We start from the raw sequence: 25,048 nt of genomic DNA, 5'->3' as shown, positions 1-25,048 counted from the left end.
GCGAAGACCGAGCTCGAGCGCAGTCTGTCGCGACTCGAATCAAGACCTAAACTTTGGACTCCTGCTGCTGGTAGAGGTAGAAGTAGCGACCTTGCATCTCCATGAGCTCGTCGTGGGTGCCTTGCTCGACAACCCGACCGGCGTCCATCATCAGGATAACGTCCGCATTTTTGATCGTGCTCAAGCGGTGCGTAATGAAGAACACCGTGCGATCGCCGAATTCCTCGGCGAGATTGATGCAGACCTGACGTTCCGTGTTGTAATCCAAGGCACTGGTTGCCTCGTCGAGCACCAGCATCTGGGGCCGCTGAAGAACCGAGCGCGCGATCGCGATCCGCTGGCGCTGGCCGCCCGAGAGTGCCGAACCGCGCTCGCCGACGCGCGTGTTGTAGCCGCTGGGCAATCCCATGATGAACTCGTGGGCGGCGGCAACTTCGGCAGCGTTGATAATCTCCTCGGTAGTAGCGTCGGGGTTAGTGAGCGCGATGTTTTCCTGGACCGTGCCGTCGAAGAGCAAGGTTTCTTGCGGTACGACGCCAATTTGGCGGCGCAACGAATACAGCTCGACTTTGGCAATGTCGTAGTTGTCAAGCAAGATCCGACCGCTTTCTGGCTCGTAAAGGCGCGCTAGCAGCTTGGTCAGCGTGCTCTTACCCGCACCGCTTTCTCCAACAATGCCAACGAACTTGCCGGCTGGAATATCGAGACTGACGTTGTTGAGCTGCAGCGGCCCGTTGGGCTTAAAGCGAAACGCAACGCTTTCGTAGCATACGTTACCGGTTACGAGGGGCATGGGAATGTTGTCGCGATCCTGCTCGGCTTCTTCCGGCGTATCGACAATGTCACTGAGACGCTCTAAAGACAGTGCAATTTCCTGGAAGTTCTGCCATAGCTGTGCCAGGCGCAGCAGCGGGCTGGTGACGTAACCGGCAATGATGCGGAAGGCGATCAGCTGACCGAGGGTGAGTTCCTGTTTCAAGACCAAGAACGCGCCGACCCAAAGTACGATCAAGCCGGAAAATTTGTTCAGAAAGTTGCTCGCCGAACCGGCAAGGGTTGAGGTGATAACCGTCTTGAAGCCGGCTGAAACGTAACGCGCGTAGCGTTCCTGCCAGCGCCAGCGCGCCCGCAACTCGACGTTCTGAGCTTTGACAGTTTGGATGCCCGAGAGAACTTCAACCAGGTGCGACTGCGTTTCGGCGTTGCGCTCGGCTTTCGCGCGTAACTGGCGGCGAATGATCGGCGACGAAATGAGGGTGACGCCAATGAAAAGCGGAATTGTTGACAGCGATACGGCGGTGAGCAACAGGCTGTACACTGCCATGATGAAGATGTACACCACCGAGAAGATCGAGTCCAACACCACGGTTAGCGCCGTGCCAGTTAGGAACTGACGGATCTTCTCCAACTCGTTAACGCGGCTGGACAGTTCGCCAACCGGGCGCTTTTCGAAATAGCGCAAGGGCAAGCGTAGCAAGTGGTCGATGATCTCCGAACCCAAGGTCATGTCGATGCGGTTGGTCGTATCGACAAATAGGTAGGTCCGCATCGTACCCAGGACGGCTTCAAAGAGTCCGACCACGAGCAAGAAAACCCCCAAAACATTGAGGGTATCGAGGCTATTCTGGACGATCACCTTATCGATGATCACCTGAATCATGAGCGGGTTGGCCAGTCCGAGCAATTGGACAAAGAAAGAGGCAATGAAGACCGTGATCAATACGCCGCGATACCGCTGGAGCGAAGGCCAAAACCACTGCAGCCCGAAACGCTGCTGGGGGGTTTCCTTCGTCGCTTCTAGCAAGAGAACCTGACCGCCTTCGCCCCAGCTGTCGGCAAATTCCGAAGGCGAGATCCGGACTTGCCCCTGTGTGGGAACGCCGAGCACGAGTTCGCGATCGCTCGTTCGATACAAAATGGCCAGTTGATCTTGCCAGCGGATCAAAACGGGCGGTGTCAGACGCGAGACGGCTTTGACCGGGACGTTTACAAGCTGTGCTTTAAGTCCCATCAACTCGGCCACGGCACCTGCCATCGGAATCGACAAGCTGCCGGTTCGTTGAATTTGGTCGGCGAGGATGCGGCGAATCACCTCGCGGCGGAAGGGCAATCCGAAGTGGCGGCTGAGCATTTCGTAAACCGCCATGGCGGTATCCAACGGCCGATCGCTTTTGCTGCGAACGATCGCGTTGCGGCGGGCGCCACCGCGGTCGTCGGTGTCGGCGTCGGTATCCCACGGCGACGAACCGGAGGTGATGTCGGCAGGGGCTTCGGGAATGTCGCCGAGATCGGCCGGAAAAGCAACCATGCTGCTGCCGTTACCGGACTCGGCGGGGGCAACAACGCGGGGTGGGGGGTCGGTATCGGCAACGGGTGCGCTCATCCACGGCAGATCGTCGATGCGGAAACCGATCGCGCGTGCCGCTCGCTCGCGGACCTCGAATTCATCAGACTGGGAAAGGTGGAGGCGCTCGCCGATTTCACAGCCGACAACCTTTCCGCTGCTCAGCAACCACACGCGCTGCGTGTCGAGCAACAGATGGTCGTCAGATAGCTGTCTGACGCGCGTGTGACCCGGCGACAACGAAACAACGCGAGCGGCGGGTGCAGCGTCTAGAACAGTTCCTCGCAGGTCGAAGCCACCTTGGGGCTGCCGTGCCAAGTCTTTACCGAGCAGGTCGTAAGCTTCTGCCAAGCTGCACTGCTGCGCGAAGGCATCGCGGAGTTCGGGATAGCGATCGAGAAAGTGTTGGAACTCGTCAGTAGCAATCGTCAAGCAGATGGATGCTGTCGAGGCAATCGCCGTTTCACACGGCAGTCCGCGTCCGATCGCTGCAGAGCCCACAATCGCGCCGGGTTCCAAGCGCGATAGGGTTACGGGCATCTGTGTGAGCGGATCGTAACCGAGCAATCGTGCTTGACCTTCGTAAATGATGGCGATTTGGGCCGGAAATTTATCGCGGACGAGCATTGCTTGCCCGATGCGATAGCGCAGGGGTTTGAGCTTTCCCGACAGCTCGGTCAGGGCCGTTGAGGACAAGCAGGTGAACGGCTCTTGGCAGGCTAAAAAAGTTTGAAAATCGGTAGTGGTATAGCTCATGATGAGGGCGCAGCCGCTGAGGTCGGATGGGCAGAGGCGGGCGGAGCATTCGCAGCTGGGGACGCGATCGCGTCGCTATCGTCCGCTTCGATGGCGACCTTCTGTTGGATCTGCTCTTCAATCCACTTGCGGAATAATTCGTCCAACAGGCGGCGTCGCATGGCATCGTCGAGCTGGGCGGGGATCAATTTCTCCAGCCGCACGATCGCGTACCATTCTTCAATGCGCTGCGGCGGCCAGAGCTGCCCCGGTTGGCTGGAGGCTAGAATCTGGGCCAGCGCTCGATGCGGGGTGCTGAGATAAACCGGACCGACGAGTCCGCCGGTTTGGGCTTCGGAGCCCTGGGAGTGTTCTTGGGCGACTTCGGCAAATGTTGCTTCGCCGTCCTGGATGCGAAAGTACAGCTCGTTGGCGAGGTCGGCATCTCGAATGCGGATCAGCGAGTACACCACTTGATCGAGTTCGCGTTTGCGCTTGAGGAAGTAGGATTCGAGCTTCAATCCCCAGGTTTGCTGCTTGAAGGTTTCGATCTTTTGCGCTCGCACTGCCAGGCGATCGAGTTGATTTTGGGTCATCCCAAAGCGCTTTAACCAGAGCTGGATCTGTTGTGGATCGCTCAGTTGGTTGCGCTCGAAAAACTGCTTTCGTGCCAGCTGCTCTTCTTCTGGCGGGCACTCGACCGATGCGATCGCGCGGTCGATCAGCAGCTCGCGCGCTAGCTGGGGAAGGAGTTGATATCCGGCCAGCAACGGCAGTAAATGGTCGGAGGCGACGGGTTCTCGATCGATCTTGAGTACGACGCTCATGCGCTATCTCGGAAGTGCTTCTCTCGCAGTGATGGCGGGTTTTGCCTGCCTTTAGGCAATTGTACGCTCTCGCTTTCCGTCTGTCAGATCGTGCAATAGCCAGCTTCCGGTTGCTGCTAACTGGAGGGCTTACCGGAACCAACTCCTCGGTCTCACGTTGGCAAGGCTCCCGAAGGAAATAGGGGATTGTCGGGTTTACCTAAGAATTTTGCTTGCACCAGATCTGCAAACGCCACTAGGTCGTCCTGCCAGTTACCAATTGCGGACTGCAACTGCGCGAGCCGCTCGCCAGGTGGGCTGTCGGGCACGATCGCGTAGTTGAAGCTGCCGGAGAACAGAAGGGCTGGAACGCCGGCGGTTTGGTTTTGCGGGCGCAGGCGCACCTCGGTAATGGTGAGGCTGAGTTGGCAGCGCTCGAATTGGTACACCAAACTAACCGCTGCTTGAGGCGGCTTCGTACCGATTTGCTGCCAGGGACCGGCAGCCAGCAGTTGCCCGACGATGAAGTTGCGCGGTCCGTCGGCCGCGTCGGGAAAGGGGACGAGCGTCTTCGGCGCAATGCTGACACCTTGATAGTCCGCATTCGGCAGCCGCTCGGCGAAGCGGCGCGCGGTATCGGGGGCAACCAGCGCGCGCCTGTCGGACAGGGCTTCAGCGAAGGTAACGAGGCGAGGTTGGGCAACGACGCCCAGACCGTTTTTGTAAGTCAGTCGTCCCTGGGTTTGATTAAATTGAGGCGGTTTTGCGAATTCCCAGTCACCGGGGACGACGCCGCTGGAGGTGAGGAATTCCGGCGCTATCAGGCTTGGAGTCAGCGATTGGGCGGCGATCGCGATCGCTAGCTCGCTGACGTTTGTTTGGGTCTGCAAAGTCGGTAGCGTGGCTGCATCCATAAGACGGGTGTTGACAGACGTAAAAGAGCAAACGGTTCGCTATGGGCTTACTAAAAATCCCGTAAATAAAGCTGCGTGGAAGCGAGCGGCCGGCCGCGACTGACCGACTGCTCGCAGTGTAATGGTAGGGTGCCCGGCGAGGCTAGGCGACCTCGATCTGGAGCTGGAAAACGAAGTCGTTGAAGTCGCGATCGCCGCCGCCCGACTGGTCTTCGAAAGCAAACGTGTTGTCGCCGAGCACGCGCAGGTGGTCGATTCCGCCGTCGGATGCCAGGAATGGCGTGTACACGGGGAAGTCGGGATCGTTCCCGTCGCTCGTGTCGGGCAGCACCGAACCTCCGTTGCTGGAGTCGAAGAGGCTGCCGCCTTCCGACAGAAGGAAAGGTGCATAAATTGCTCCTCCTTCAAGGGCCAGCAAGCCGAATTCTGCCGCACTGGTGTTGCCGCCCGAGCCCCCGCGCATCAGCGAGTCTTCTAAGGCCCGCTCAAGCACGGCAGCGTCGTAACCGTCCTGGCCGGGAGCAAGACCGTCAATGGTGCCGTTCAGGTCGTCCACAACGTACAAACCGGCAAGGTTATCAAACACTGCAAATGAGTCGACGCCGCCCAAACCCAGGGTTGCTGTTGCGTTGCCGCTGCCGCGGAGGTCGATCGACTCGCCTTCAACGTTGCCTTGGCTGTTAGTTCCCAGCGGGGGTACGTCACCGGTCAAATCGGCAGTGACCAGCAAGTCGCCACCGAAGAAGCTGAGGTCGAAGGTCTCGTTGTCTGCCGTGACGATCTCGAGCACATCGCTGCCGAAGGACAACCCGTCAGTATCTCCCGTTTCCAACACTTCATCGCGCGTCGCGTCTTCAATTACGTAATAACTGATGCGCCCGCCATGGTCGGGAATCGTGCGTGCCAACCCAGAAAGCAGTTGAGGCAGTACCTCAAGAGCATCTCCACCGGCCAATACCGAGAAGATCGTGGTGGCGTCTTCCAAGGCGGCAATCTCGTTGAAGCCAGCATCGCCAGGCACCACTCCACCCAAGTCACTATCTTGCTGGTCGAAGAAGCCGATTTCGAAGACGCTCGGAGCAGTGTTCCCTTCCAGGGTGTAGCGGAAGGTGGCGCTTTCGCCAGGCGGTGCGGAAATGTCGATCGTGCTGTCGGGTCCGAGGCTGGCGGTAGGGGCAACGTCGGTGATATCGATGCCGATCTCGCCGGTATCGCTCAGCCCGTCAGGGTCGGTGGCACTGACGACTAATTCGAAGCGATCGCGCGTCTCGAAATCCAGGTCGTCGCTGTCAGCAACCGTAATGTCGCCCGTACTTTCATCGATCGCAAAGGCAGCGATGCCGTCGCCATCTGCGTCGACGTTGCCGCTAGCGATCGCGAAGGTCAACGCGTCATCGTCGGGGTCGGTGGCAACAACCGTGCCGACAAACGTGCCGTTTGCACTGGCTTCGGGCACGCTGAAGGTATCGTCTGCAACGACCGGTGGTTCGTTGGAGTCTTCGACCAGGTCTACCGTCGCAGTGCCGGTGTCGCTCAGCCCGTCGGGGTCGGTCGCCGTCACCTCTAGCGAGAAGGTTGGCAAGGTCTCGAGATCGAGGTCGTCGCTATCGGCGACGGTGATTTCGCCCGTTTCGGCATCGATCGCAAAGGGTGTAATGCCATCGCCATCGCCATCGACATTCCCTGCAGTGATATCGAAGGTTAACGAGGTTTCGTCGGGAGTGTCATTGGGGTCCGCAGCAAACAGCGTGCCGACACTCGTGCCATTAGGGCTATTGGCATCGAGTTCAAAGGTGGCGTCTCTGACCGTCGGCGGGTAGTTTTCGTCATCGTCGGGAAAGAGGAAATCGCTAACCCGCAACAGCCCGAAGAAGCCGCGCAATAATGCAATGTCTTGGTCGAATTCCGTAACGGTAATCAGCGTACCGTCATCGGTCAGGGTGAAGGTGAGATCGCCATAGCTGTTGGCAATATCGGTGCCACCGATGCTCAGGAGATCGTCGCCTTGAGTGAAATCCTCGATGAAGTTGATCGAGGCGGGAAATTCGCCCGAAGTCAGGATGAACAGGTCGTTGTCCTCTCCACCCGTGAGCGAGTTATCGCCACCCCCCCCGGCACTCAAAGTATCGTCGCCCGTTCCGCCAATGAGCGTGTCGTTCGTGTTAGAGGACAAAAAGTCGTTACCGGAACCGCCATCGAGGCTGTTACCGCCGCCACCGGCTGTCCCGAATAGGGAGTCATTACCCTCGTTGCCAAAAAGTTGGCCGTTAGTCCCTGCGAATAGCTCGTCGTCGCCTTCAAGACCGTTCAGGGTGTTGTCTGAAAACCCCGTGGCGTCGAGGATATCGTTTTCCAGGGTGCCGGTTAAAATTTGACCGTCTTCGGTAGCAAAAAGCTCTGCCATGCTCGTTCGTCCTCCTCGTTATTGCCTCGTCGGTGTTGGCGAATAGCTCGTGTGTGTTTGAGATCCGGTGAGTTGCAGCTTTGGCAACTGGGATGCGGCTCGCGGCTTGCCCTTCCGGATAGTAATAGCTGCCCGGCACGGCAGCGGAAATGTCTTCGGAGTTTTTTAGATACGAGGCGATCTCCGCGCGCTCGCTCTCCAGAGCGATGCGAGTGACGCTACTGGCAAGTAGCGTCACTCGCCACCCAGGTTTAAGCAGGGAAAGTCACCGGACCCTCAAGAATGAGGAAGTCCGACGAGCTCAGGCTATCGGGCGTGACACCCAACAACACGGCGATCGGTCCGGCTTCCCCGAGCGAGATCGTCGCATCATCGGTGCCGCCGAGGATTACGTCCTCGAACTCGGTAATGCCGTCGATACCGGCAATACCGATGACATCACTGCCGATGGTGAAGTCGGTGAAGGTGTTCGCCGAGGTCGGCAGGATGGCATTGGCAACCCAGAATTGGTCGTCCCCTTCGCCACCCGTGACGAGGTTGTCGCCGCCGCCGTTCGGGAAGAAGAAGGCATCGTTGTCGCCGCCGCCGAAGGCGCGATCGGTGCTGCCGAGGAAGAAGAAATCGTCGCCGGCGAGACCGTAGAGGCGGTTGCCGCCGCCACCGGCCGAGCTATCGAGGATATCGTCATTCGCTCCCCCGAACGCGCGATCGTTCGTGCCGGCGAGGATCTCGTTGTTCCCGGAACCGCCGAACAGGCGGCTGCCGCCACTGGTGGAGTTGTCGATCAGGTCGTTGCCGCTGCCGGCGAAAACTAGCGCGTTTGTGCCGTCGAAATCGCCTAGTGCCGAGTCGAGGACATCGTCCCCAAGCGTCCCGAAGGTGGGTATCGGACCGGCAAAGGGCTCGCCGTCATCGCCGGTTGGAACAGTGTCTTCGCGGAAGTTGAGATTTTGGATGCGTTCGTCGACGTCGCGGCCGGTGTCTTCTTCACCGAACACCGGCGTGTTCGGGTCGTCGTCGTTCGGGAAGTTGTCGAGCAAGTATTCCGCCAGGGCATCCTGCTCGGTACCGTCGTCGGCGAAGACAGCATCGCCCGTTGTGACGCCCTCCTGCTCCAGCTGCACCGTGTTGACCCGTTCGATGACGTCGGGGTCGCCCACTTCGCCCAGGTCTGGGTCGGTGTTGGTATTGGGGAACGGATAACCGTCGCCGCCTCCGATGAAGTTGCCGTCGTCGTCAAAGCGGGGTGCTGCTAGGAAGTTCAGGGTGACGATGCGGAACAATTCATTGGCATCGCCTACGATTTCGCCATCGCGCACCAGCTCGGTCAGCAGCTCGCCATTCTCGTCGAGGATGCTGGCGGTCAGGATGCGATCGCCTGCTTCCAAATCGGGGTCGTAGGAGAACGCGACTCCTGCAATTTGGGGGAAGCGACCGCTGACACCGGGAATGGCGCTGACGCCGTGCTCGAGCAAATCGATCAACTCGGTCTTGGTCAGGGTCAGCAACGTCAAGCCGTTGTTGAATGCCAGGGTCGTCTGGATGTCGTTCTGGCTGATGCCGCCCTCGGGTTTGACTACGTTGCCCTCATCATCGAGGATTTCCTCGGTGGGCAGGCGTTCCGGCTCGTCACCACCTGGAGGAACCAAGGTCTGACCGATGGAGGCGCGGATACCGCCGCCGTTCTTGAGCGACAGCACCACCGTCGCGTCGGACTCCTTCGCCGCCGCCAAGTTGGCATCGGCGGTCAGGTTGCCCAGGTTGGTCTCCTGGGTACGGACGCCATCGAGATCGGTGGGGTCGTCGTCAACGCCAGAGCGGTTGCCGTTGAGGAACACCTCGGAGACGCCCAAGATGTTGCCTTCAATTTCGAAAATTCGCTCCCCAATGGCATCGGCGATCGCTTGCACTTCGGGATCGACTAAGTCGCCCGCATTCAGGTCTTCGACGCCTTGGTCGTCGGTCGCGTAGGCACCGGAGACTGACGGGTCGTAGCTTTCGGGAATGATGTTGCCTGCACTATCAAAGTCCAGCACCAAGCGACCCACGTACTTGTAGCTGCCGTCCGTGTTCACCAGCGCCGTTTGCGTGCCGCCCGCGTTCGTGAAGAACTTGGGATACTCGCCTTGGACGCTGTCGCCATCGCGGGGGCGGTCGTTTTCATCGAACAGGCGAGTGTTGGACCCCCCTGCCACGATGATGTCCACGTTCGTCAACCGCGTTGCCAGCTCTTCTTCGATAGCGATCCGCTGCATGTGCGACAGCAGAATCACCTTGTTCATCTCGGGGTTAGCCGCCAGCAGCGCGTCAACTTCACTCTGAATCACCGCTGCCAGAGCGTCGAGCTGTTCCGGCGTTGGGTTGGAGTCGAACGGACTCGGCAAGACGCCGACACCATCCGGGCTGGAGATACTAGCGAGGGTGGGCGTGGTCGCACCGACCACACCAATTAATTCGCCATTGACATCGATGACCGTTGAAGAGGTCACCGTGTTGGGCGCAGGGGGCTGACCGCCTTCGGTTTCCAGCGGTGCCAGGTTGACATCGGTGGAGAAGTCGAGATTCGCCGACAGGTACGGGAAATTGGTGCCCGTGAAGTCATCCAACCCGTCGATGCCCTCGAATTCGCTGCCGGCCGCACCGCTAATCAAATCAGCCAGTACTTCAGAACCGAAGTCGAACTCGTGGTTGCCCAGCGCGATCGCCTGGAAGCCCAGCTCGTTCTGAATCAGGATGTCGGCAATACCAGGTGCGCCGAACACCGCTTCGGAGGCATCGAAGAATACGCCAGGGATGAAGGCATCGCCCGAAGACAGGGTGATGGTGTTGTCTTCGAGGCCGTCGTCGCCCACATCCTGCGCTCGCAGGGCGTTGAGAACGGCGGAGAAGCCAGGTGCATCCCGAACGGCAGCCGAGCCTGCTTCCTGGTCCGAGCCGTGAAGTAACTCCAAGGTGAAAGCGCTGGAATCGAGGTTGAGTCCGACGAGAACCGGATCGTGGTCGGAGGAACGGAACGGATCCGGTTGGAAGAGAGAAGGATCGGCGTTGGTGCGCTCGAAGTTATCGTCCGTGTTGTCTTCGATGTTGTCTTCGTAGTCGAGGGAGCGAGGCTCGTCGGCATCGATCGCCCAGGCAGCGGCCCCAGTGACCTGCCCGTTCAGGCTGCTGGTGACCAATGCATGGTCCAGCGCGCCTTCCTGACCGAAGAAAACGAAGGTAGGGTCGGTTTCCAGGCGCGTCAGACCGGCGTCTTCGAGCGTGGCGATCGGATCTTCGGTGGGGTAAGCGTTGATATCGCCGATGACAATGACGTCGCTGTCTCCCGTGCTGGCTTGCAAGTCAGTGACGAAACCAGCCAGTGCTTCCGCTTGCCGGACGCGCGTAGCGTTGAACGCACCCTGTCCGTCGCCTTGGTCGAGGTCGTCGCCCTCAGCACCCGAGGAACCCTTGGACTTGAAGTGGTTGACGATCGCCGTGAACACCTCCCCGTCTGCGACCGTTTCGAAGGTCTGAGCAACCGGTGCGCGTCCGATCGCAAAGGACTCGTCGTTGATGGTCTGAGCATCGCCTACCGGGGTTACAACTGCCGGCTTGTAGATAAACGCCGTCTTGATGGCGTCGTCGCCGCCGGGCACGGTGGTGAAGCCAGCCGGATCGCTGATGAAGCTGTAGGTGGTCGCTCCGATGGCGCTGTTGAGCGCATCGACCAGCGTCGAGACTGCCGTGTCGCCGTTATTCTCGATTTCGACCAAGCCCACAATATCTGCGTTGAGTTCGAGCAGTGCGGCCACGATCTTGGCTTCTTGGCGCTCGAACTCGTTTTGGCTGTCGGCACCTCGCGGGCTCTGGTCGCCGTTCGGACCGGTCAGCGTGTTGCCGTCGTCGATCGTGGTGAAGTAGTTGAGGACGTTGAAGGCCGCGATCGTGACCTCGGCATCGCCCACATCCGGCACCGCCGGGCGTTCTGCGAAGTCGAAGGTCGGCTCCTCAGTCGGCTGAACGCGATAGTTGCCAAAGCCGAAGCCGAGGTTTCCGGTTAGTCCTTCCACCGTGCTGCCACGCCGCAAGGTTACCGGATTGTCGCCGGTGCGATCGACAAACGGTGTTGTTTCTGGGTCGCTTTCGTTGCTGCCGTCATCGAGCAAGATCTGTTGCAGCGCATTGGCGGCGGCAACGTCGTTGGCGGCAGCGCCTGGCTGGGCAACCTCCGTCGGAATCGGCAGCGTACCATCGGACGACAGGAGCACCTCGCCGAAGCGACCGAGGTTGAAGACATCCGTGACGAAGAGCGCTTCGGGGAAGGTCACGAGCATGCCTTCGAGGGCTTCCAAGTCGCCGACGGAGGCAACCGGCAGGTCAATTACGATGGGTGTGACTCCGCCATTTGTACCCAGCGTCTCGACCACGACGTTTTCGCCGAGTTGGGTTTGACCGAAGAACTCGACAACGGTGCCGGTAACCCGGACGATGTCGCCCGGGGAGACCGTCACGCCTGGTGCGTCGACGAAGAGTCCGTCAGAGGTTGCCGGATCGCCGTCGCCCGTGGGGTCTTGAATGAAGAAGCCGTCCAGCCCTTCAAAGCTGCCGGTAACAACACCTTCAACCACGGCGACCGTGCCTTCCAGGGGACTGGAATCGCCACTGCCCTGGATTTCGAAGGTGGTGCGCTGGGGAACCGGCGCATCGATTGAGAAGAGCGTGGTCGTCCCGCTGACTTCGTTGCCGACAGCAATCAGCGGTGCGCCCGTAGGACTGTCTTCTGCGGGAATAAAGGTGATGCTTTCGGGACCGAGGTCGCCGACCGCCGGGTTGGTAATGAGTACGTTATCGTCCTCGGTAGCTGGGTCGTTCTCGATCTCGAAAACTGCATCGATCGGGTTGCCGTCGCCGTCGCGGAAAGTCCGGTTGTTGAGGTACTGCACGAACTCGGGCGCACTCGGGTCGGTCAAGTCGTAGACTGCGATGCCGCCGACGCGCTCGAAGCCGATGAAGGCGTAGGGGATACCGTTGATAAAGCCGACGTCAACGGCCTCCGGCTCCGGTCCCTTGTTGTCGCTGCGGTTGTCGAAGGAGTCGTTCTCGTCATTATTGGAGTTGAAGTCCTCCGGCAGAACCTCGGCAGTGATTAATTCGAAATCGTCGCCGCTATCGAAGACCAGGTTGCCGAATGGGTCGAACACCGAAAAGGAACGACCGCCGAAGGCAACCAGCTGCTCGATCAGCCCGTCGCCATCGAGGTCGCCGTTAACATTGGTGAGGTTCTTCTCGCCGAGCTGGTCGTCCGCGTTGAGTTCGGCAAACGGCGAGTCGGTTACTGAGTCGGGCACGCCATCGTCGTTGAGGTCGAGCAGTCCGGCTGCCTGTAGGTCGGCGAGTTTGGCTTCTTCCGAAAATGTGTCGTAGTCGCGCGCGTCGCCTTCGTTCGCCGTAACGATGTAGGTGCGGCCGTCGAGTCCTTCAAAGGTGGCGATCGCGTCGGGCTGGTAGGCAGTTAGCAGCGGAAAGTTCTGCAGATTAATACCATCTTCGTCGCTGGCGTCGAGCTTGTTGCTCTTAGCAAATTCCACGATGCCGAGCACCGTAGCTTTGTCCTCCGGCTCGAAGTCATTGTCGTTGAGCACCGCCAGCGCGAAGTTGCCGGCGGTCGGACCGGGCACGATCGCGAGACCTTCGGGTTTGTCGCTGGGCAGGTAACCCAAGGACGGCAGGTTGGTGACTTCCCGCTTGCTGACCGGGCGGATGCCTCCTAATTCGTCGGGCGTCAGAGTCTCCAGGGTTTGGCCGGCCGGCAGTACGGCCCCGAGCACGTTGGTTGCACCTGATAGGCTAATTTCGTAGATCGCTTTGGTGCTCTCTGGTGAGGAGCCGGAGTCGCGCTCGATGACAAAGAAGTTCCCCGTTGCTGGGTCAAAGACTGCATCGCCGATCTTATCGACGCTGCCGCCCTGGCGGACATCCGGACGTTCGAGCAAGTAAACGTACTCGGCGACCGGGGTGCCAGTGGCGGGGTCGATGCCGAGGATGCGAATCACCTGGGATTCGTCGGAAACGTCGCGGTTGAAGGTGCCGGTGCCGTCGTTGCCCAGCGGGGTTTGGATGAAGGCGTACAGGATGCCGTTCGTCGTGTCCAGGGCAACGGCTTCAAAGCCGCGGTTGTCGCGAGCGGTGGCGTACTCAGCCGGAAGCGTTTCCGTACCGAAGGTGTCCGCGCCGTTCGGATCGGTGCCCTCGGGAACGAAGCGGTTCAGCAGCGCGCCGTTCGGGTCGAACTGGTAGACTGCCGGGCGGTACTCGTCCACCATCCAGAAATTGCCGCTCCCATCGACAACGATGCCCTCCAGGTCAGCACCCAGCGGGTCGAACTCCAGCAGGTTGCCCTCGAGATCGGCCGGAGCTGCGCCATTATCGTCGCCCTCCAGGTTCGGCAAACCGGTGAGCGGATTGCCGTTGCCATCGGTCAAACCGATGCGATCGACGATCGCGATGTTGCCCGTTTCCGGATCGAGGGTGAAGCGCACGACTTCAGGTTGGAATTCCGGCAACTTGAAGATGCGCTCGTTGTCACCGTCACCGTCCACGTCGCTGGTACCGGCATCCGGTCCGCGATCGGGGTGGGTGATGAAGGTGTAGAACCCGTTCTCATCGACGCCTTCGAAGAACAAACCCGACAGCCCGCCGAGGGGGATGTCCTCACCCTCCAGGGTGGACCCTAGGGATTCAGCAGCGATCGCGTCGTCGAGGCTGAATTCCGTCAGGGTCGGCAGGCCGATGCTGTAGTCCTTGAAGCCGAGCGGCAGGATATCCAAAACCGTTGATGTTTCGATATCGACGACCGCGAAGGCGTTGTTTTCCTGCAGGGATACGTAGGCAGTGCTGCCGTCGCCGCTGACTGCGATGTACTCCGGCTCGAGATCCCGTGCGACGGTTGCGTTCGGTCCAAAGATCCGCACGCCGCGACCGCGGAGGTCTTCGATGCGATCGTTAAACGCGATGAAGTCTGCTGTAGAGACGTTGTCCTGAGTTAAGCCCGCTAAATCGTTGCCAGCTTCACTGATGTCGATGATACTGACCGAACCTTCGGGGTCGACGCTGTAGTCGTCGTTGGGCTCGCCTTCGTTCGCAACGATCAGCTTGGTGCCATCGGGCGTGAAGGTCACCATGTCGGGCAGCGCGCCGACCGTCACGGAGTTGAGAAAGTCACCATCGGTGGTGTAGAACGCGATCGTGCCGGGGTCCTGGCTATTATCGGCTTCGATTGCAACCGCCACGATGCCGTTCGCGACATCGACGCTATTAGCACCGCCGCCGAGGTTGGTGGCGTCGATCGACGACTGCACGAACTGACCGCGCAACTCGCCGCTTGGGTTGTTAATGGTGTGGAGATTAACGTAAAACCCTTCGTCGAGCGCGGCAGCGGCTTCGTCTGCAGTCAGTTGAAACTCACCGCTATAAACGCCCGAGAGTCCGTCGCCGAAGGTCGTTACTGTCAGATTGCGAAGGATCGGACCGTTCGTCCCCGCATCCGCCGTGTGAACGTGGATCGCGCTTACCGGATTGCCTTCAGCATCAACGGCACCGACTGGGTTCAGCGCACTGGAGAGACCGCTGAACGTGCCGGTAACGGTGAGGACGTTGGTGCTGCTTATGGTGAAAGTAAAGTCACCGGTTGCCGGCCCGTCGGTAATGGGCGGTACTTCCTGGTCCTCGCTCATCGGGTTGGCGACCGGGTTGCTCGGGTCGCTAACGTCGAGGATGTCAATCGTGGCATTGTTGGCGTTGACGACGAAGAGGCGCTGGCTGCCGGGGTCAAAGGCAACGATTTCAGCGGCGCTCTCATCGAAAACGCCCGTAGAGAACGTTCCGATTGGCGTCAGAGTAATCGCGTTCGACGGTTGCGGGGCGGTGAGCTCTTCCATTTAGCCTTATTCCAGGAATTCGTCATTACGGCAGCAGTCTGCACCTAGGCGTGCCGTTGCTCGGACGGCAGTTGTGCGGGGCTTGTCGGTGACGGGTAGTGGGCAGACAGATCGCATCGATCGCTTGCCACAACTCGCTTACCCCGATCGCCGGCATCACTGTCCTCAGCGAGCAAAAAAAATGCCTTTCACAAACTAGCCCAGAAACATTAAGAGATGAACCCAGCCAGCTTAAGAGGTGGTTATTGTCGAGTTAACCCCTTCTTAACCAAGCTTGTGGGTTGTTGTCAAGTGACTGTTTTGGAGCCAGATTTGACGGGAACGCTAGGAGAACGCAGGTCTTTTTTATGGACAAAATAAAATCAAGACATGCAATTCTGCATTATTCTTGGCAGGGAGAAATGTCAAGCGCAGGGCTATACAGTGTTTGCAAAAGGATTGTAAAAAGCTTGCAAGCAGCGATGACGAGTTCGCGCCCAGCACCGATGCTCATCCGGGTAGCAACGCTCCAGGGATCGGTGCATCAGACATCAATGCTCCGGGACAACACTCATGGCATCAATACACCAGAAAATATTCCCAGGCATGAGATGGCGTCATGCATCGGACGGCGAGGTATGCCAGCGGAAAAGTTAGTCCGGACAATCTCCACCATGGGAGGTCATTTTACATGTCTTTACTGACTTGCAGTGTCCACAGCAGCTCCTCAGCTGCTATGAGGGCATGGCAGTGCTGCTATGGAAGCGTGCGCGCGGTCGAAGCGGAATAGATCTGTGCGAGGATGCCGCGTCGGCTAGCATCACCGATAATTGAGGCGCGCAGGTGGCGGTACTGCCAAATGTGGAGCGGCCCGGGATGTGCGATGCGGTTGCGGAGCTGGCGGATTTGGTCGAGCGCCGATGCGGCCAAAGTGCTGCGCTGCATCCAGCGCGCAATCGGGCTGTCCCAGGCGTCCAGGCAGTCGCGAACGATCTGGCGATCGCGTTCGGTAAGCTCGCGGGCGCGGGCGGTTACGTAAACGTCCCTAGCAGGCGGGCGATCGGCGTCGAGTGCGTCTCGTCGCAGGCAGTGCCAATTCGGTGCGAGCAATTGCGCGAGGTTACCCCAGGGCGCACTGCGCGTTCCGCTTTGATGGGCAGCGCGAATTTTCAGACCGCCGAGTTCGCAGTGTCCGGATGGCGTGCGGCGCTCGGGGTAGCGATCGCACAAAAACCGATACAGCTCGGTAAAGAAGTCGTTCACGATCGCGCGTTCGACGATTTCGCAAAGAGGCAATCCCGCCGTCGAATAGTCGGCCGCGGGTGTGCTGCCGGCAAAGATGTCTGCGCCAACACAGTTGAGCGACTCGATAACCGCGGCTTGTTGTTCGGATTCGAGTAATTTCTCAAAGAGCGGACCTCGGACGGCGCGATCGAGATTCGCCCACGTATCTTCGCCCAGTTCGCCCTCGACTTGCTGCCAGAACTCTTGGCGATTGACCCGCGGGATGGCGCGGTCGAGTTCGGTTTCGAGGGCGATCGCCTTCTGTTTCTCGGCCGCCAGTTCGGCCTGCAGTTTGGCAACGAGTTCCCGCTCGCTGCGCGTTCGCCGGTCGCTGGCAGCTGACTCGGAGCGCAGCCCCCCGAGTCGCTGTTGTGCGGATGCAGAAAGTTTATCTTTTTCGGTTTCTAGGAGTTGCAATTGAGTTTCTAATAGTTCGATTTGCTCGGCTTGGCACTCCACCGCTTTGCTTAATTCGGCAAAAAGCGCGTCTGTCTTGCGGGCTTCAGCTTCGAGTTCGGCAATTTTTAGCGCGCCGAGTGCAGCTTTGATCAAGTTAAAGAAATAGGGTTGTGAAATATCGATCGGGCGGGCGGTCGCCCGGTCGCGACCGAGCAATCCGAGGGTTTCGCCTTGGCGAACGGCAAGAATATACTTGGTTTTGAAGTTTTGCACGCGCAACTCCAGGTGCAAATCTTGCTGTTTGACCGCACAACTGTAGGTTTTGCGATCGTATTGAAACGTCGTGACGGCATTGAGTCGCATCGCGGCAAATCTCTCCCGGAACCTGTGCCCGAGGCAATTTCGATTCTACAACCGCGATCCGGGTCCCAGAACGCGCCGAGCGGTTGCTGCGAATGTGCTTCGGTTGGCAGGAACTTACCGCCCGAGCGAGCGGTTCGGAGAGCGCGAGCTACCCAGAGCCAGGCGCTCGCGCTCCGACTCTTCGTTACACTCGTAAGTCCAGGACGCCGTTCGCTCCATGACCTACGAACCGCTTCACCACAAATACCGTCCGCAGACCTTTGCCGACCTCGTCGGGCAAGACGCGATCGCCACCACGCTTGCCAACGCGATCGCTACCGAACGCATTGCCCCTGCTTACTTGTTCGCCGGACCGCGCGGCACCGGCAAAACCTCCTCCGCACGCATCTTTGCCAAGTCGCTGAACTGTCTCAGCGGCGATCGCCCGACCACAACGCCCTGCGGCCGCTGTGAAGCATGCCAGACGATCGCGCGGGGTACGGCTCTAGACGCGATCGAAATTGATGCCGCTAGCAACACGGGCGTGGATAACATCCGCGAGTTGATCGAACGGGCCCAGTTTGCTCCAGTGCTGTGCCGCTACAAGGTGTACCTGATCGATGAGGTACACATGCTCAGTGCAGCCGCGTTTAATGCACTGCTGAAAACCCTCGAAGAGCCCCCTTCGCGCGTGGTGTTTATCCTGGCAACGACCGACCCGCAGCGCGTGCTGCCGACGATTATTTCGCGCTGCCAACGTTTCGACTTCCGCCGGATTCCGCTCGCGGCAATGGTGACGCACCTCGGCGAGATCGCCCGCCGCGAGCAGATCGCGATCGCTCCGGAAGCGCTAACGCTGGTGGCTCAAGTGGCTGACGGCGGCATGCGAGATGCAGAAAGCTTGCTCGACCAACTGAGTTTGCTGTCGGGAACGGTGACGCCCCAACGGGTTTGGGACTTGGTCGGGGCGATTCCCGAACGCGACTTGCTGGCGCTGTTGCGGGCGATTCGCACCGGCGCAATTGCCGACGTACTGGCACAAAGCCGCCACTTGCTCGATCGCGGCCGCGAACCGCTCACTGTTTTACACAATCTCGCCGGTTTCTATCGCGACCTGCTGATTGCTAAAACCGCTCCCCAACACGCCAACCTCGTGGCGCTGACGACGCCGACTTGGGAGCAACTGATTGCAGAAGCCGATCGCTGGACGATTACAGACATGATGCGCGGCCAGCAAGTGCTCCGGGATGGCGAACCGCAGTTGCGCCACACTACACAGCCGCGCCTCTGGTTAGAAGTGACCTTGCTCGGATTGCTCGAGCGCGATCGCCAACCCGTCGCACCGACCGCCGAGCCAACGGTCGTGTCGCAAGAGCGTCCGGAACCGGCACCGGCAGTCGTACCGCGCGATCGCAAACCGCCCCTACAGGCTGCCCAGTCGCGCCCGAGACCAGACACGGCTCCAACCCCGCCAACCCCGTCACGCGATCGCCAGCCAAGCACCCCGACTGCCGAACCGCAGGGGCGCACGGCTTCTGCCCCCCCCGCAGCGAGCGATCGCCCGCTACCCGTAACAGTTTCGCAACCGGCAGCAACGGAATTGCCGTCACCCAGTCCTGCTCCCACCCCAACGGCCTATCCGGCTGTTTGGAAGCAAGTCATCGAATCGCTACCGCGGTTTACTCAGGCGCTGCTCCGGCAGCAATGCCATCCAATCGGGATCGACTTCGACCGCAGCATTGCGCTGATTGGCGTTAGCTCCAAAGGTATCCTCGCCCAAGCAGAAAATCGCAAGGCCGCCCTTGAGGAAGCGTTCACGCGGGCCTGTGAATGTCCTTTTAAAGTTCAGTTTGTTATCGACGCCGAGCCAAAACCAACTGAAAAAGTACCAGTAGATCGACCCCCGGCCGATCTACCAGCCCAGACCGCAGCGATCGCGCCATCACCGCCACCGGACTCACAGACTCTCGTCTCCAAGCCGACTGCCCCAGAATTGTCTGCCCTACCTATAGAAACGCAAGCACCGTCAGTGCCTGCTAATGAAACCCAGCCGTCCGGATCCAAACCGACCGACGCCGATATCGACCGGGCGGCCCGCAGTCTTGCCAGCGCTTTCAATGGCGAAGTCCTGCCCGACATGCCCTTGCCCGAAAGTCCGGCAGCCGAGCAACTCGACCTCACCGCAGTTGCCGGCAACAGTATCGACTTGGAGATACCTGCTGACGCAGCGGATACCTTCTCCGACGAGGTTCCGTTTTAGGGGCGAAACCAATTGCGAATGCGAGCGATTGCCGATTGGGGCAGGAAGTTGTCCTTGAATTTGACAAATTCGCCAGCGTCCAGCCAAATGCCGCAACAGACACAACAGCGCTCGTACCAAATGGCGTGAGCGTCCATGTCTAGCATGCGGGTCATGGCATCCCCGCAGCGCGGGCAAGCGACCGCGCTCGCCAAGCGATCCAGCTGGCGGCCGCACTGCGGATCGCCCACGTCAATCGCTTCCGAGCCAGCCGCCAGCTTGAGGTGCTCGACTTCTTCGCAGTCGAACCAAAGACCGCCGCAGCCAATGCAGCGATCGACTTCGATCTCGGCGAAAACTACTACCTCAAAGCGATCGCCACACTTCGGACAGGAGAGAGCCATCCGTCGGTTGCACAAATTCGTGTCTTCAGCTTGGACAACGACTCGGCGCCACAACGCGCTCGTCTATTCTTCTGCGGTCTTGTTTTCTGCGGTTTTTGACTTGGCTTTAGACTTGGTTTTTGATTTGGTTCCAGCCTCCGCATCTGCACTCGCAGCAGGGGCATCATCTGGCTTAGCGGGGGCGTCAGCGGCCTCGCTGGTAGGCGGGTCTGATTCGATTGCTGCTGCTGGCTTGGTGGATTCGGGGACAGCTGCTTCCGTTGCGTCGCCGAACAGCGATCGCCGTTGCGCGATCAGCGTCCGAATAGCCGCACCGTCGATGTTCTTCTTATTGCGCTCCTGGAGAGTAGCCACCACGTGTTTGCTAAGCTGCTCGCTCGCTGCAGCTAGGTCGCTCGGCAACTCATCCTCCTCCATCAACATGTGGATGAGTTTACTCAGCTCGCGGTTGCCAGCCTTCGTCGTCGGATTGATTTCGGCCTTGCGCAGGGCGTCCTTAACGTTTTGCGCGATTGCCTTCTTGACCTGCGTATTGCTCGTTGCCATCGAACTCGTGACTCCTGCTCGCGAGAGTTACCGCAAATTACCTATTATGACCGGTCTTGAGCGACGGTGCTTGCGACCCAGTCCAAATTTGGCAAGACTGACCCAATTCAGGTGAACTCACCGAGGGTACAGTTGAGCGCTGCAATCGCTGCCGTGCGTGCGGAGAAGCAATGTTACCAGGCAGATTTAGATAGGTCCGGCACGGATACTTGTTCGGCAACTGACTGCGGCTCGGCATAGCTCTGCTCAGTGGATGAGGTACACAGAAAAGATAGAGCCTATTGTTTTTGTATGGCTTGAAGAGTACTCCATTTATTCGAGCCCCGCCATAACACTGATTGGATTGTCGATTGGGATCGTAATGTACCCGAAAGTGCATTCCTTCGGTGTTATGGAAAAAAGTTGCTTCATCAGGAGTTGGCATACTTTTAAGTAGGGCTTGCTGAAAAAGGCTGGAATTGTTTCAGCGAGAAGGTTCCAGCGTTTTCTGCGTCAGAGGAGTGCAAGGTTATGGTTGCTAGAGCCTCAAAACCCTTGCACTTGAGCCGAGATCTAGGGGCAAAAATCTGGGGCTAGATGGCGAAAGCCTAATTTCATGAGCTCTCTGTCCCCTAAATTCACTTTGTGGACTTTTTCAGCAAGCCCTAAGTAAAGGGGACTTCTATAATTTGTACCTGGGGAAAAGATATCAAACACTACTTCCCAAATTAATTGGGTCTCACCATTCCAACAAAAGTGTTTGCCACGACCGGAAGTTGATTTTCGAGCTAGCGAACTCATGCTGAGCGCATATCAAATATGATGAACTCTCTTAAAATCTTAAAGTTGCCAATTGACGAGATGAATTTTTGTTAGCCGACTCTTTGGAAAAGGGGTTAGATGAAAATTTGTTGGGCAAAAAAAGGGGGCGCACTCAACTGCCGAGCTTCAAATCTTTTTTTAGAACCGTTCTGCAATGAGATGCCAATGCCAAGAATTGGGTTTCTTGTGCACCCGATCGATCAAGCTGAGAAGTTCAAAATTATGCAATAGCTCGCATAGTTCTTCAGCATTGCAATAAAAATGAGGGTGATCTTTATCGCCGTTGTTCAGATCGACGAAGGTATTGGCAGAAATTTCCGTGCCCTTTCCATAGTTCCCATTGCGCTTAGACAACATGGTGCCTTGGAAAAATCCCCCTGGTTTGAGAATACGATGAATTTCGCTGATGCAGCGGGATACGACTGGGCGATCGCCATGATAAATAACATTGAACGCCAGCACATAATCAAAGGTCATATCTGGATAAGGAAGTGACTCCATTGAACCTTGGATAAAATCAATGGCAACTCCTTGTTCCTCTGCAGTTTTAGTGGCGAATTCTAGTCCTGCGCTACTGCCATCTAGCCCGGAGACCTCAAAACCCAATTGAGCTAACTGAATCGCATGACGACCCACGCCACACCCTAAATCTAATGCCCGTTTGGTACTTAGTTGGGACAATTGAGTCAAGAGATGGGAGGAAAATTCGACCACGTCAGGCTCTGCTTGCAACCAGTCTTCTCGACCCGAATCTGTTTGCCAGCGGCTATCCCAAGCCAAATGTGCTGTTGCAGTATTGTCCATTATCTTTTCCTACAGTGAAGCAGTGAATTTTGACTGTAGGTTGTTTATGGCAACCTACTACCCGTAGGCATTACCAATAATATTGCGGCGGATAAAACTGGAGATTTGTTCGACTAGCAGCACTACGCCGAAAATCACAATAATTACCATGAACGCTTCATCGTAGCGCAAGAGTTGCATTGAGGTAGACAACTCCACGCCAATACCTCCGGCTCCCACCAATCCTAAAACCACTGCCGATCGCACCGAGGATTCCAGGGCAAATAGGGTAGACGCGACAAATGAAGGTAAGGTGGTGGGAAAAATAGCCAGCATGATGATGCTGGCTTTCGAGGCCCCGATCGCGCTGAGTGCCTCCACAGGTCCCGGTTCGACTTCTTCAATCCGTTCGGCAAAAAACTTGCCGCAAAAACCCATCGTATCGGCGGTCAAGGCCATAATGCCGGCGACGGGACCAAGTCCAACGACAATAATAAAAATCAGTCCCCACACCAAGTCTGGGATCACTCGCAGAAGCGTGATAAAACTGCGAGTGAAGCCTAAGGCAATTGGATGGGGAGTGGTGTTTTCCGCTGCGAGAATCGCCAGAGGCAGGCTCAAAACCGCCCCGAATACGGTCCCCACAAGTGCCATTTCAAATGTTTCCAAGGTAGCTTCGATCGTACTGCCTAAGCGCTTGGGATTAGGGGGAATGGCTTGATCGAGAAAGTTCCAGAGGCGAGAAAAGCCTTGCCAAATTCGGAGGGGGGTAAGTTCACTAATCCAGAGGCCATGAAAAAAGAAAGCCGAGCCAATTACCAAAATTACAAATACCAGGGAGGAAGGTTTTCGCCAGCGAGGAGGAGCGGAGTAAAGTCGATTGTTGGAATTAGGCGTTGCTTTCGACCGCATTGGAGATTGGGGATGATTCATAGAGCCAGCTTAGTTCGCGGTCAGTTAATATATGGGCGGGAGCATCGATTTGGATTTCGCCCTGTCGCAACCCAATAATGCGATCGGCATAATCTTTGGCTAAATCTAGTTGGTGTAGGGTGCAAATTGCTGTAAGTTGACGCTCTCGCACAATATCCCACAACAAGTCCATCGCTTCCCGACCGGATTTGGGATCGAGACTAGCGACAGGCTCATCGACCAGTAGTAGGCTGGTGTCTTGCATTAACATCCGGGCGATCGCCACCCGTTGTTGTTGCCCCCCAGACAGGGTATCCACTCGCTGTTGGGCCAAATGAGCCAGATTTACCCGCTCCAAACATTGCATAACCCGATCCCGTTCTTGTTTGGGAGCCGTGGCGGGAAACCAGTAGCGTGGTCCCTTGCTGCGACCTAAAGAACCCTGCAACACATTATGAAAAGCACTCAGGTTAGCCACCAAATGAAATCGCTGAAACACAATGCCAATCTGTTGCCGCAACTGACGCAATTGGCAAGCATTCGCCGTTTCTAGTTGAGAATTCCCTACTCCGATCCGGCCAGAGGTAGGTTTTTCTAGGCCCACTATACAGCGTAATAATGTGGATTTGCCAGAACCATTCGATCCCAGCAATACAATACCTTCCCCCGGCTGAGCACTGAAACTGACACGGTTGAGTGCAACCGTTCCATTGGGGTAGGTTTTTGATAATCGGTCAACCGCTAAGGAAAGCATTAATGCTAACAGCCTGAAATGTGGAAGGTGAGTTGAAGAAAATTGGCGGATGCGATATCGTTAGCCATAACCCACTTGAGTCATAACTCAACTGAAAAGAATGGTTGGGTTGCGCTGCCGCAAACCCAACTCAAATTAACTACTAATCACCGACAAATTCAGTGAAGTCATCGATGCCGATTGCCTGGTATGCCTCACGGATGGAGTCATAGTCAGAATCTTGGACTTCAATAATCTCAGAGCCCGTGTATTTCTGGTTGGCATCTACGGAAATAATGGCATTGACCAATATCTCTTGATTCTCAACCATTGCCTGTTTTATTTCATCCACAACTTCAGGTGCAAGGCTGCTGCTGGCCACAAAGACATCATTGGGGAGTGCTGAACCGACTTCAATTAATGGAAAGTCTTCTTCTTTTAGTCCTTCTGCCTCTAGGAAGCGCTCGTAGTCTAACGCTGACCCACCCCAGGCATCGGTCTCACCATTCTTAAAGGCTTGTAAATCGGTGTCGCCCAAAAGCAGAATTTCTACATCAGCCTCCGGATCGATGCCGCCATCCACCAAAATCTTGGTAGGACCAAGCTGACCGCTGGTGGAACCTAGGTCAGACATAGCGACTTTCTTCCCTTTCAGTTCGCTAACTTCTCGAATGCCACTGTCAGGCTGAACTGCGATCGCGGAACGATAGTTGAGCCGGGTAAGCGCCACAACGGGGACTGCATTGGTCTTGGCCCGAATTACAACATATTCGGCAGGACCGGTGAGAACCACATCAACCTGATCGGACTGTAGAGCAACGGCAGCCGCGGTGCGATCGGCTACCGGGAAAAATTCAATATCTTTGCCTAAGGCTTCAGTCAATGCATCGCGGAAAGGTTCATAATCTCGCTGTAATTCTTCCAGCCCTTGCACATCCGTGACGGCGAATTTGATAGTGTCCGGAGTGCGATCGCTAGTGGTTTGAGAATTTGTACAAGCAGCAATAGCCAACCCTGCGAAAAAAAGCGCAGTAGATTGCAAAAAGGAACGTCTTTTCATGGTGGATAAAGAGTTGGCCAAATTGATATCACCCTAACTTACCTGAAAAGTACCAAATCACGGGTTAATAAATGGTTATCAGCAAGTTAAACCTGATTCAAGCCGGTACCGAACTCAAGAAGCTTGGGATTGCTAATAGAAAATACACAGATTAAGTGAGTTGCAATGCATTGCCCCTTCTAGGACCATCTCAAATCTCACAAACACAAACGCACCAGCCACGGTAACCGATGGTTTCCTTGAAAATCGGAACCTCCCAGTGGGTTAAATAGTGCAGCAGTAGTCTCAACGATCGCTTCAGCCTGCCTTGGACTTTGGTTGTTACAGGCTCTTCCGCTTCTGCCTCGCGAGGTAGTGCCTCAGCCTCGTGTTCTCTCCATCCGCCCGCGACATGTAAGGTCTTGCTCGCTCCATGGCTGACCGCGTCGATGCCCTTCTCATAGACCC

Annotated in this window: 13 protein-coding genes; 1 reads left to right on the top strand and 12 read right to left on the bottom strand. The window is 57.4% G+C overall.

What is annotated here, in order from left to right; all coding sequences use genetic code 11:
* Window positions 1-46: 46 nt before the first annotated feature.
* The 6 genes from KR51_RS03450 to KR51_RS03420 all read right to left on the bottom strand — a co-directional run bounded on the left by KR51_RS03450 (window position 47) and on the right by KR51_RS03420 (window position 17,144).
* Window positions 47-3,100 (bottom strand): peptidase domain-containing ABC transporter, encoded by a 3,054-nt coding sequence (locus KR51_RS03450; protein WP_022604878.1) that lies wholly within the window; start codon window positions 3,098-3,100, stop codon window positions 47-49.
* On the bottom strand, window positions 3,097-3,906 hold the full coding sequence (locus KR51_RS03445) for a peptidylprolyl isomerase (RefSeq protein WP_022604876.1): 810 nt from the start codon (window positions 3,904-3,906) through the stop codon (window positions 3,097-3,099). The genes KR51_RS03450 and KR51_RS03445 overlap by 4 nt, the downstream gene beginning before the upstream one ends.
* A 152-nt stretch (window positions 3,907-4,058) precedes the next feature.
* On the bottom strand, window positions 4,059-4,799 hold the full coding sequence (locus KR51_RS03440) for a hypothetical protein (protein ID WP_022604873.1): 741 nt from the start codon (window positions 4,797-4,799) through the stop codon (window positions 4,059-4,061).
* 142 nt (window positions 4,800-4,941) lie between these two features.
* Entirely contained in the window at window positions 4,942-7,203 is a 2,262-nt protein-coding gene (locus KR51_RS03435; RefSeq protein WP_022604871.1) for a cadherin domain-containing protein, read from the bottom strand.
* 251 nt (window positions 7,204-7,454) lie between these two features.
* Window positions 7,455-15,119: an ExeM/NucH family extracellular endonuclease gene (locus tag KR51_RS17240; protein WP_022604870.1), complete on the bottom strand. Its 7,665-nt coding sequence runs from the start codon at window positions 15,117-15,119 to the stop codon at window positions 7,455-7,457.
* Between the two features lie 735 nt (window positions 15,120-15,854).
* Window positions 15,855-17,144, bottom strand: a complete 1,290-nt coding sequence (locus tag KR51_RS03420; protein ID WP_040655024.1) for a hypothetical protein — start codon at window positions 17,142-17,144, stop codon at window positions 15,855-15,857.
* 217 nt (window positions 17,145-17,361) lie between these two features.
* Between KR51_RS03420 and KR51_RS17980 the strand changes: the two genes are divergently transcribed.
* The gene (locus tag KR51_RS17980) at window positions 17,362-19,383 is read left to right on the top strand and encodes a DNA polymerase III subunit gamma/tau (protein WP_022604868.1); all 2,022 of its coding nucleotides are present in this window, start codon (window positions 17,362-17,364) and stop codon (window positions 19,381-19,383) included.
* Here the strand turns inward: KR51_RS17980 and KR51_RS03410 are convergent.
* The 6 genes from KR51_RS03410 to phnD all read right to left on the bottom strand — a co-directional run bounded on the left by KR51_RS03410 (window position 19,380) and on the right by phnD (window position 24,601).
* The gene (locus tag KR51_RS03410; RefSeq protein ID WP_232214517.1) at window positions 19,380-19,820 is read right to left on the bottom strand and encodes a TFIIB-type zinc ribbon-containing protein; all 441 of its coding nucleotides are present in this window, start codon (window positions 19,818-19,820) and stop codon (window positions 19,380-19,382) included. The genes KR51_RS17980 and KR51_RS03410 overlap by 4 nt on opposite strands.
* A 9-nt stretch (window positions 19,821-19,829) precedes the next feature.
* Window positions 19,830-20,312 carry a hypothetical protein gene (locus KR51_RS03405; RefSeq protein WP_022604865.1) on the bottom strand — a complete coding sequence of 161 codons (483 nt, stop codon included), beginning with the start codon at window positions 20,310-20,312 and terminating at the stop codon, window positions 19,830-19,832.
* 939 nt (window positions 20,313-21,251) lie between these two features.
* The gene (locus tag KR51_RS03400) at window positions 21,252-21,917 is read right to left on the bottom strand and encodes a class I SAM-dependent methyltransferase (protein WP_022604863.1); all 666 of its coding nucleotides are present in this window, start codon (window positions 21,915-21,917) and stop codon (window positions 21,252-21,254) included.
* A 57-nt stretch (window positions 21,918-21,974) separates the two neighbouring features.
* Window positions 21,975-22,808 (bottom strand): phosphonate ABC transporter, permease protein PhnE, encoded by an 834-nt coding sequence (gene phnE / locus KR51_RS03395; RefSeq protein ID WP_022604861.1) that lies wholly within the window; start codon window positions 22,806-22,808, stop codon window positions 21,975-21,977.
* A complete protein-coding gene (phnC, locus tag KR51_RS03390) occupies window positions 22,786-23,562 on the bottom strand; it encodes a phosphonate ABC transporter ATP-binding protein (protein WP_022604860.1) in 777 nt (258 codons plus the stop codon). Before phnC ends, phnE begins: the two co-directional genes overlap by 23 nt.
* Before the next feature lie 142 nt (window positions 23,563-23,704).
* The gene (gene phnD, locus KR51_RS03385) at window positions 23,705-24,601 is read right to left on the bottom strand and encodes a phosphate/phosphite/phosphonate ABC transporter substrate-binding protein (RefSeq protein WP_022604858.1); all 897 of its coding nucleotides are present in this window, start codon (window positions 24,599-24,601) and stop codon (window positions 23,705-23,707) included.
* Window positions 24,602-25,048: the final 447 nt, after the last annotated feature.

The organism is Rubidibacter lacunae KORDI 51-2, from assembly GCF_000473895.1.
GTDB lineage: Bacteria > Cyanobacteriota > Cyanobacteriia > Cyanobacteriales > Rubidibacteraceae > Rubidibacter > Rubidibacter lacunae.
The sequence above is the reverse complement of the archived record's forward strand: the minus strand, read 5'-3'. Positions and strand labels throughout refer to the sequence as shown.

Coding starts and splice junctions, on each gene's coding strand:
- KR51_RS03450 (WP_022604878.1), bottom strand. CDS start 3,100: ATGAGCTATACCACTACCGATTTTCAAACTTTTTTAGCCTGCCAAGAG.
- KR51_RS03445 (WP_022604876.1), bottom strand. CDS start 3,906: ATGAGCGTCGTACTCAAGATCGATCGAGAACCCGTCGCCTCCGACCAT.
- KR51_RS03440 (WP_022604873.1), bottom strand. CDS start 4,799: ATGGATGCAGCCACGCTACCGACTTTGCAGACCCAAACAAACGTCAGC.
- KR51_RS03435 (WP_022604871.1), bottom strand. CDS start 7,203: ATGGCAGAGCTTTTTGCTACCGAAGACGGTCAAATTTTAACCGGCACC.
- KR51_RS17240 (WP_022604870.1), bottom strand. CDS start 15,119: ATGGAAGAGCTCACCGCCCCGCAACCGTCGAACGCGATTACTCTGACG.
- KR51_RS03420 (WP_040655024.1), bottom strand. CDS start 17,144: ATGCGACTCAATGCCGTCACGACGTTTCAATACGATCGCAAAACCTAC.
- KR51_RS17980 (WP_022604868.1), top strand. CDS start 17,362: ATGACCTACGAACCGCTTCACCACAAATACCGTCCGCAGACCTTTGCC.
- KR51_RS03405 (WP_022604865.1), bottom strand. CDS start 20,312: ATGGCAACGAGCAATACGCAGGTCAAGAAGGCAATCGCGCAAAACGTT.
- KR51_RS03400 (WP_022604863.1), bottom strand. CDS start 21,917: ATGGACAATACTGCAACAGCACATTTGGCTTGGGATAGCCGCTGGCAA.
- phnE (WP_022604861.1), bottom strand. CDS start 22,808: ATGCGGTCGAAAGCAACGCCTAATTCCAACAATCGACTTTACTCCGCT.
- phnC (WP_022604860.1), bottom strand. CDS start 23,562: ATGCTTTCCTTAGCGGTTGACCGATTATCAAAAACCTACCCCAATGGA.
- phnD (WP_022604858.1), bottom strand. CDS start 24,601: ATGAAAAGACGTTCCTTTTTGCAATCTACTGCGCTTTTTTTCGCAGGG.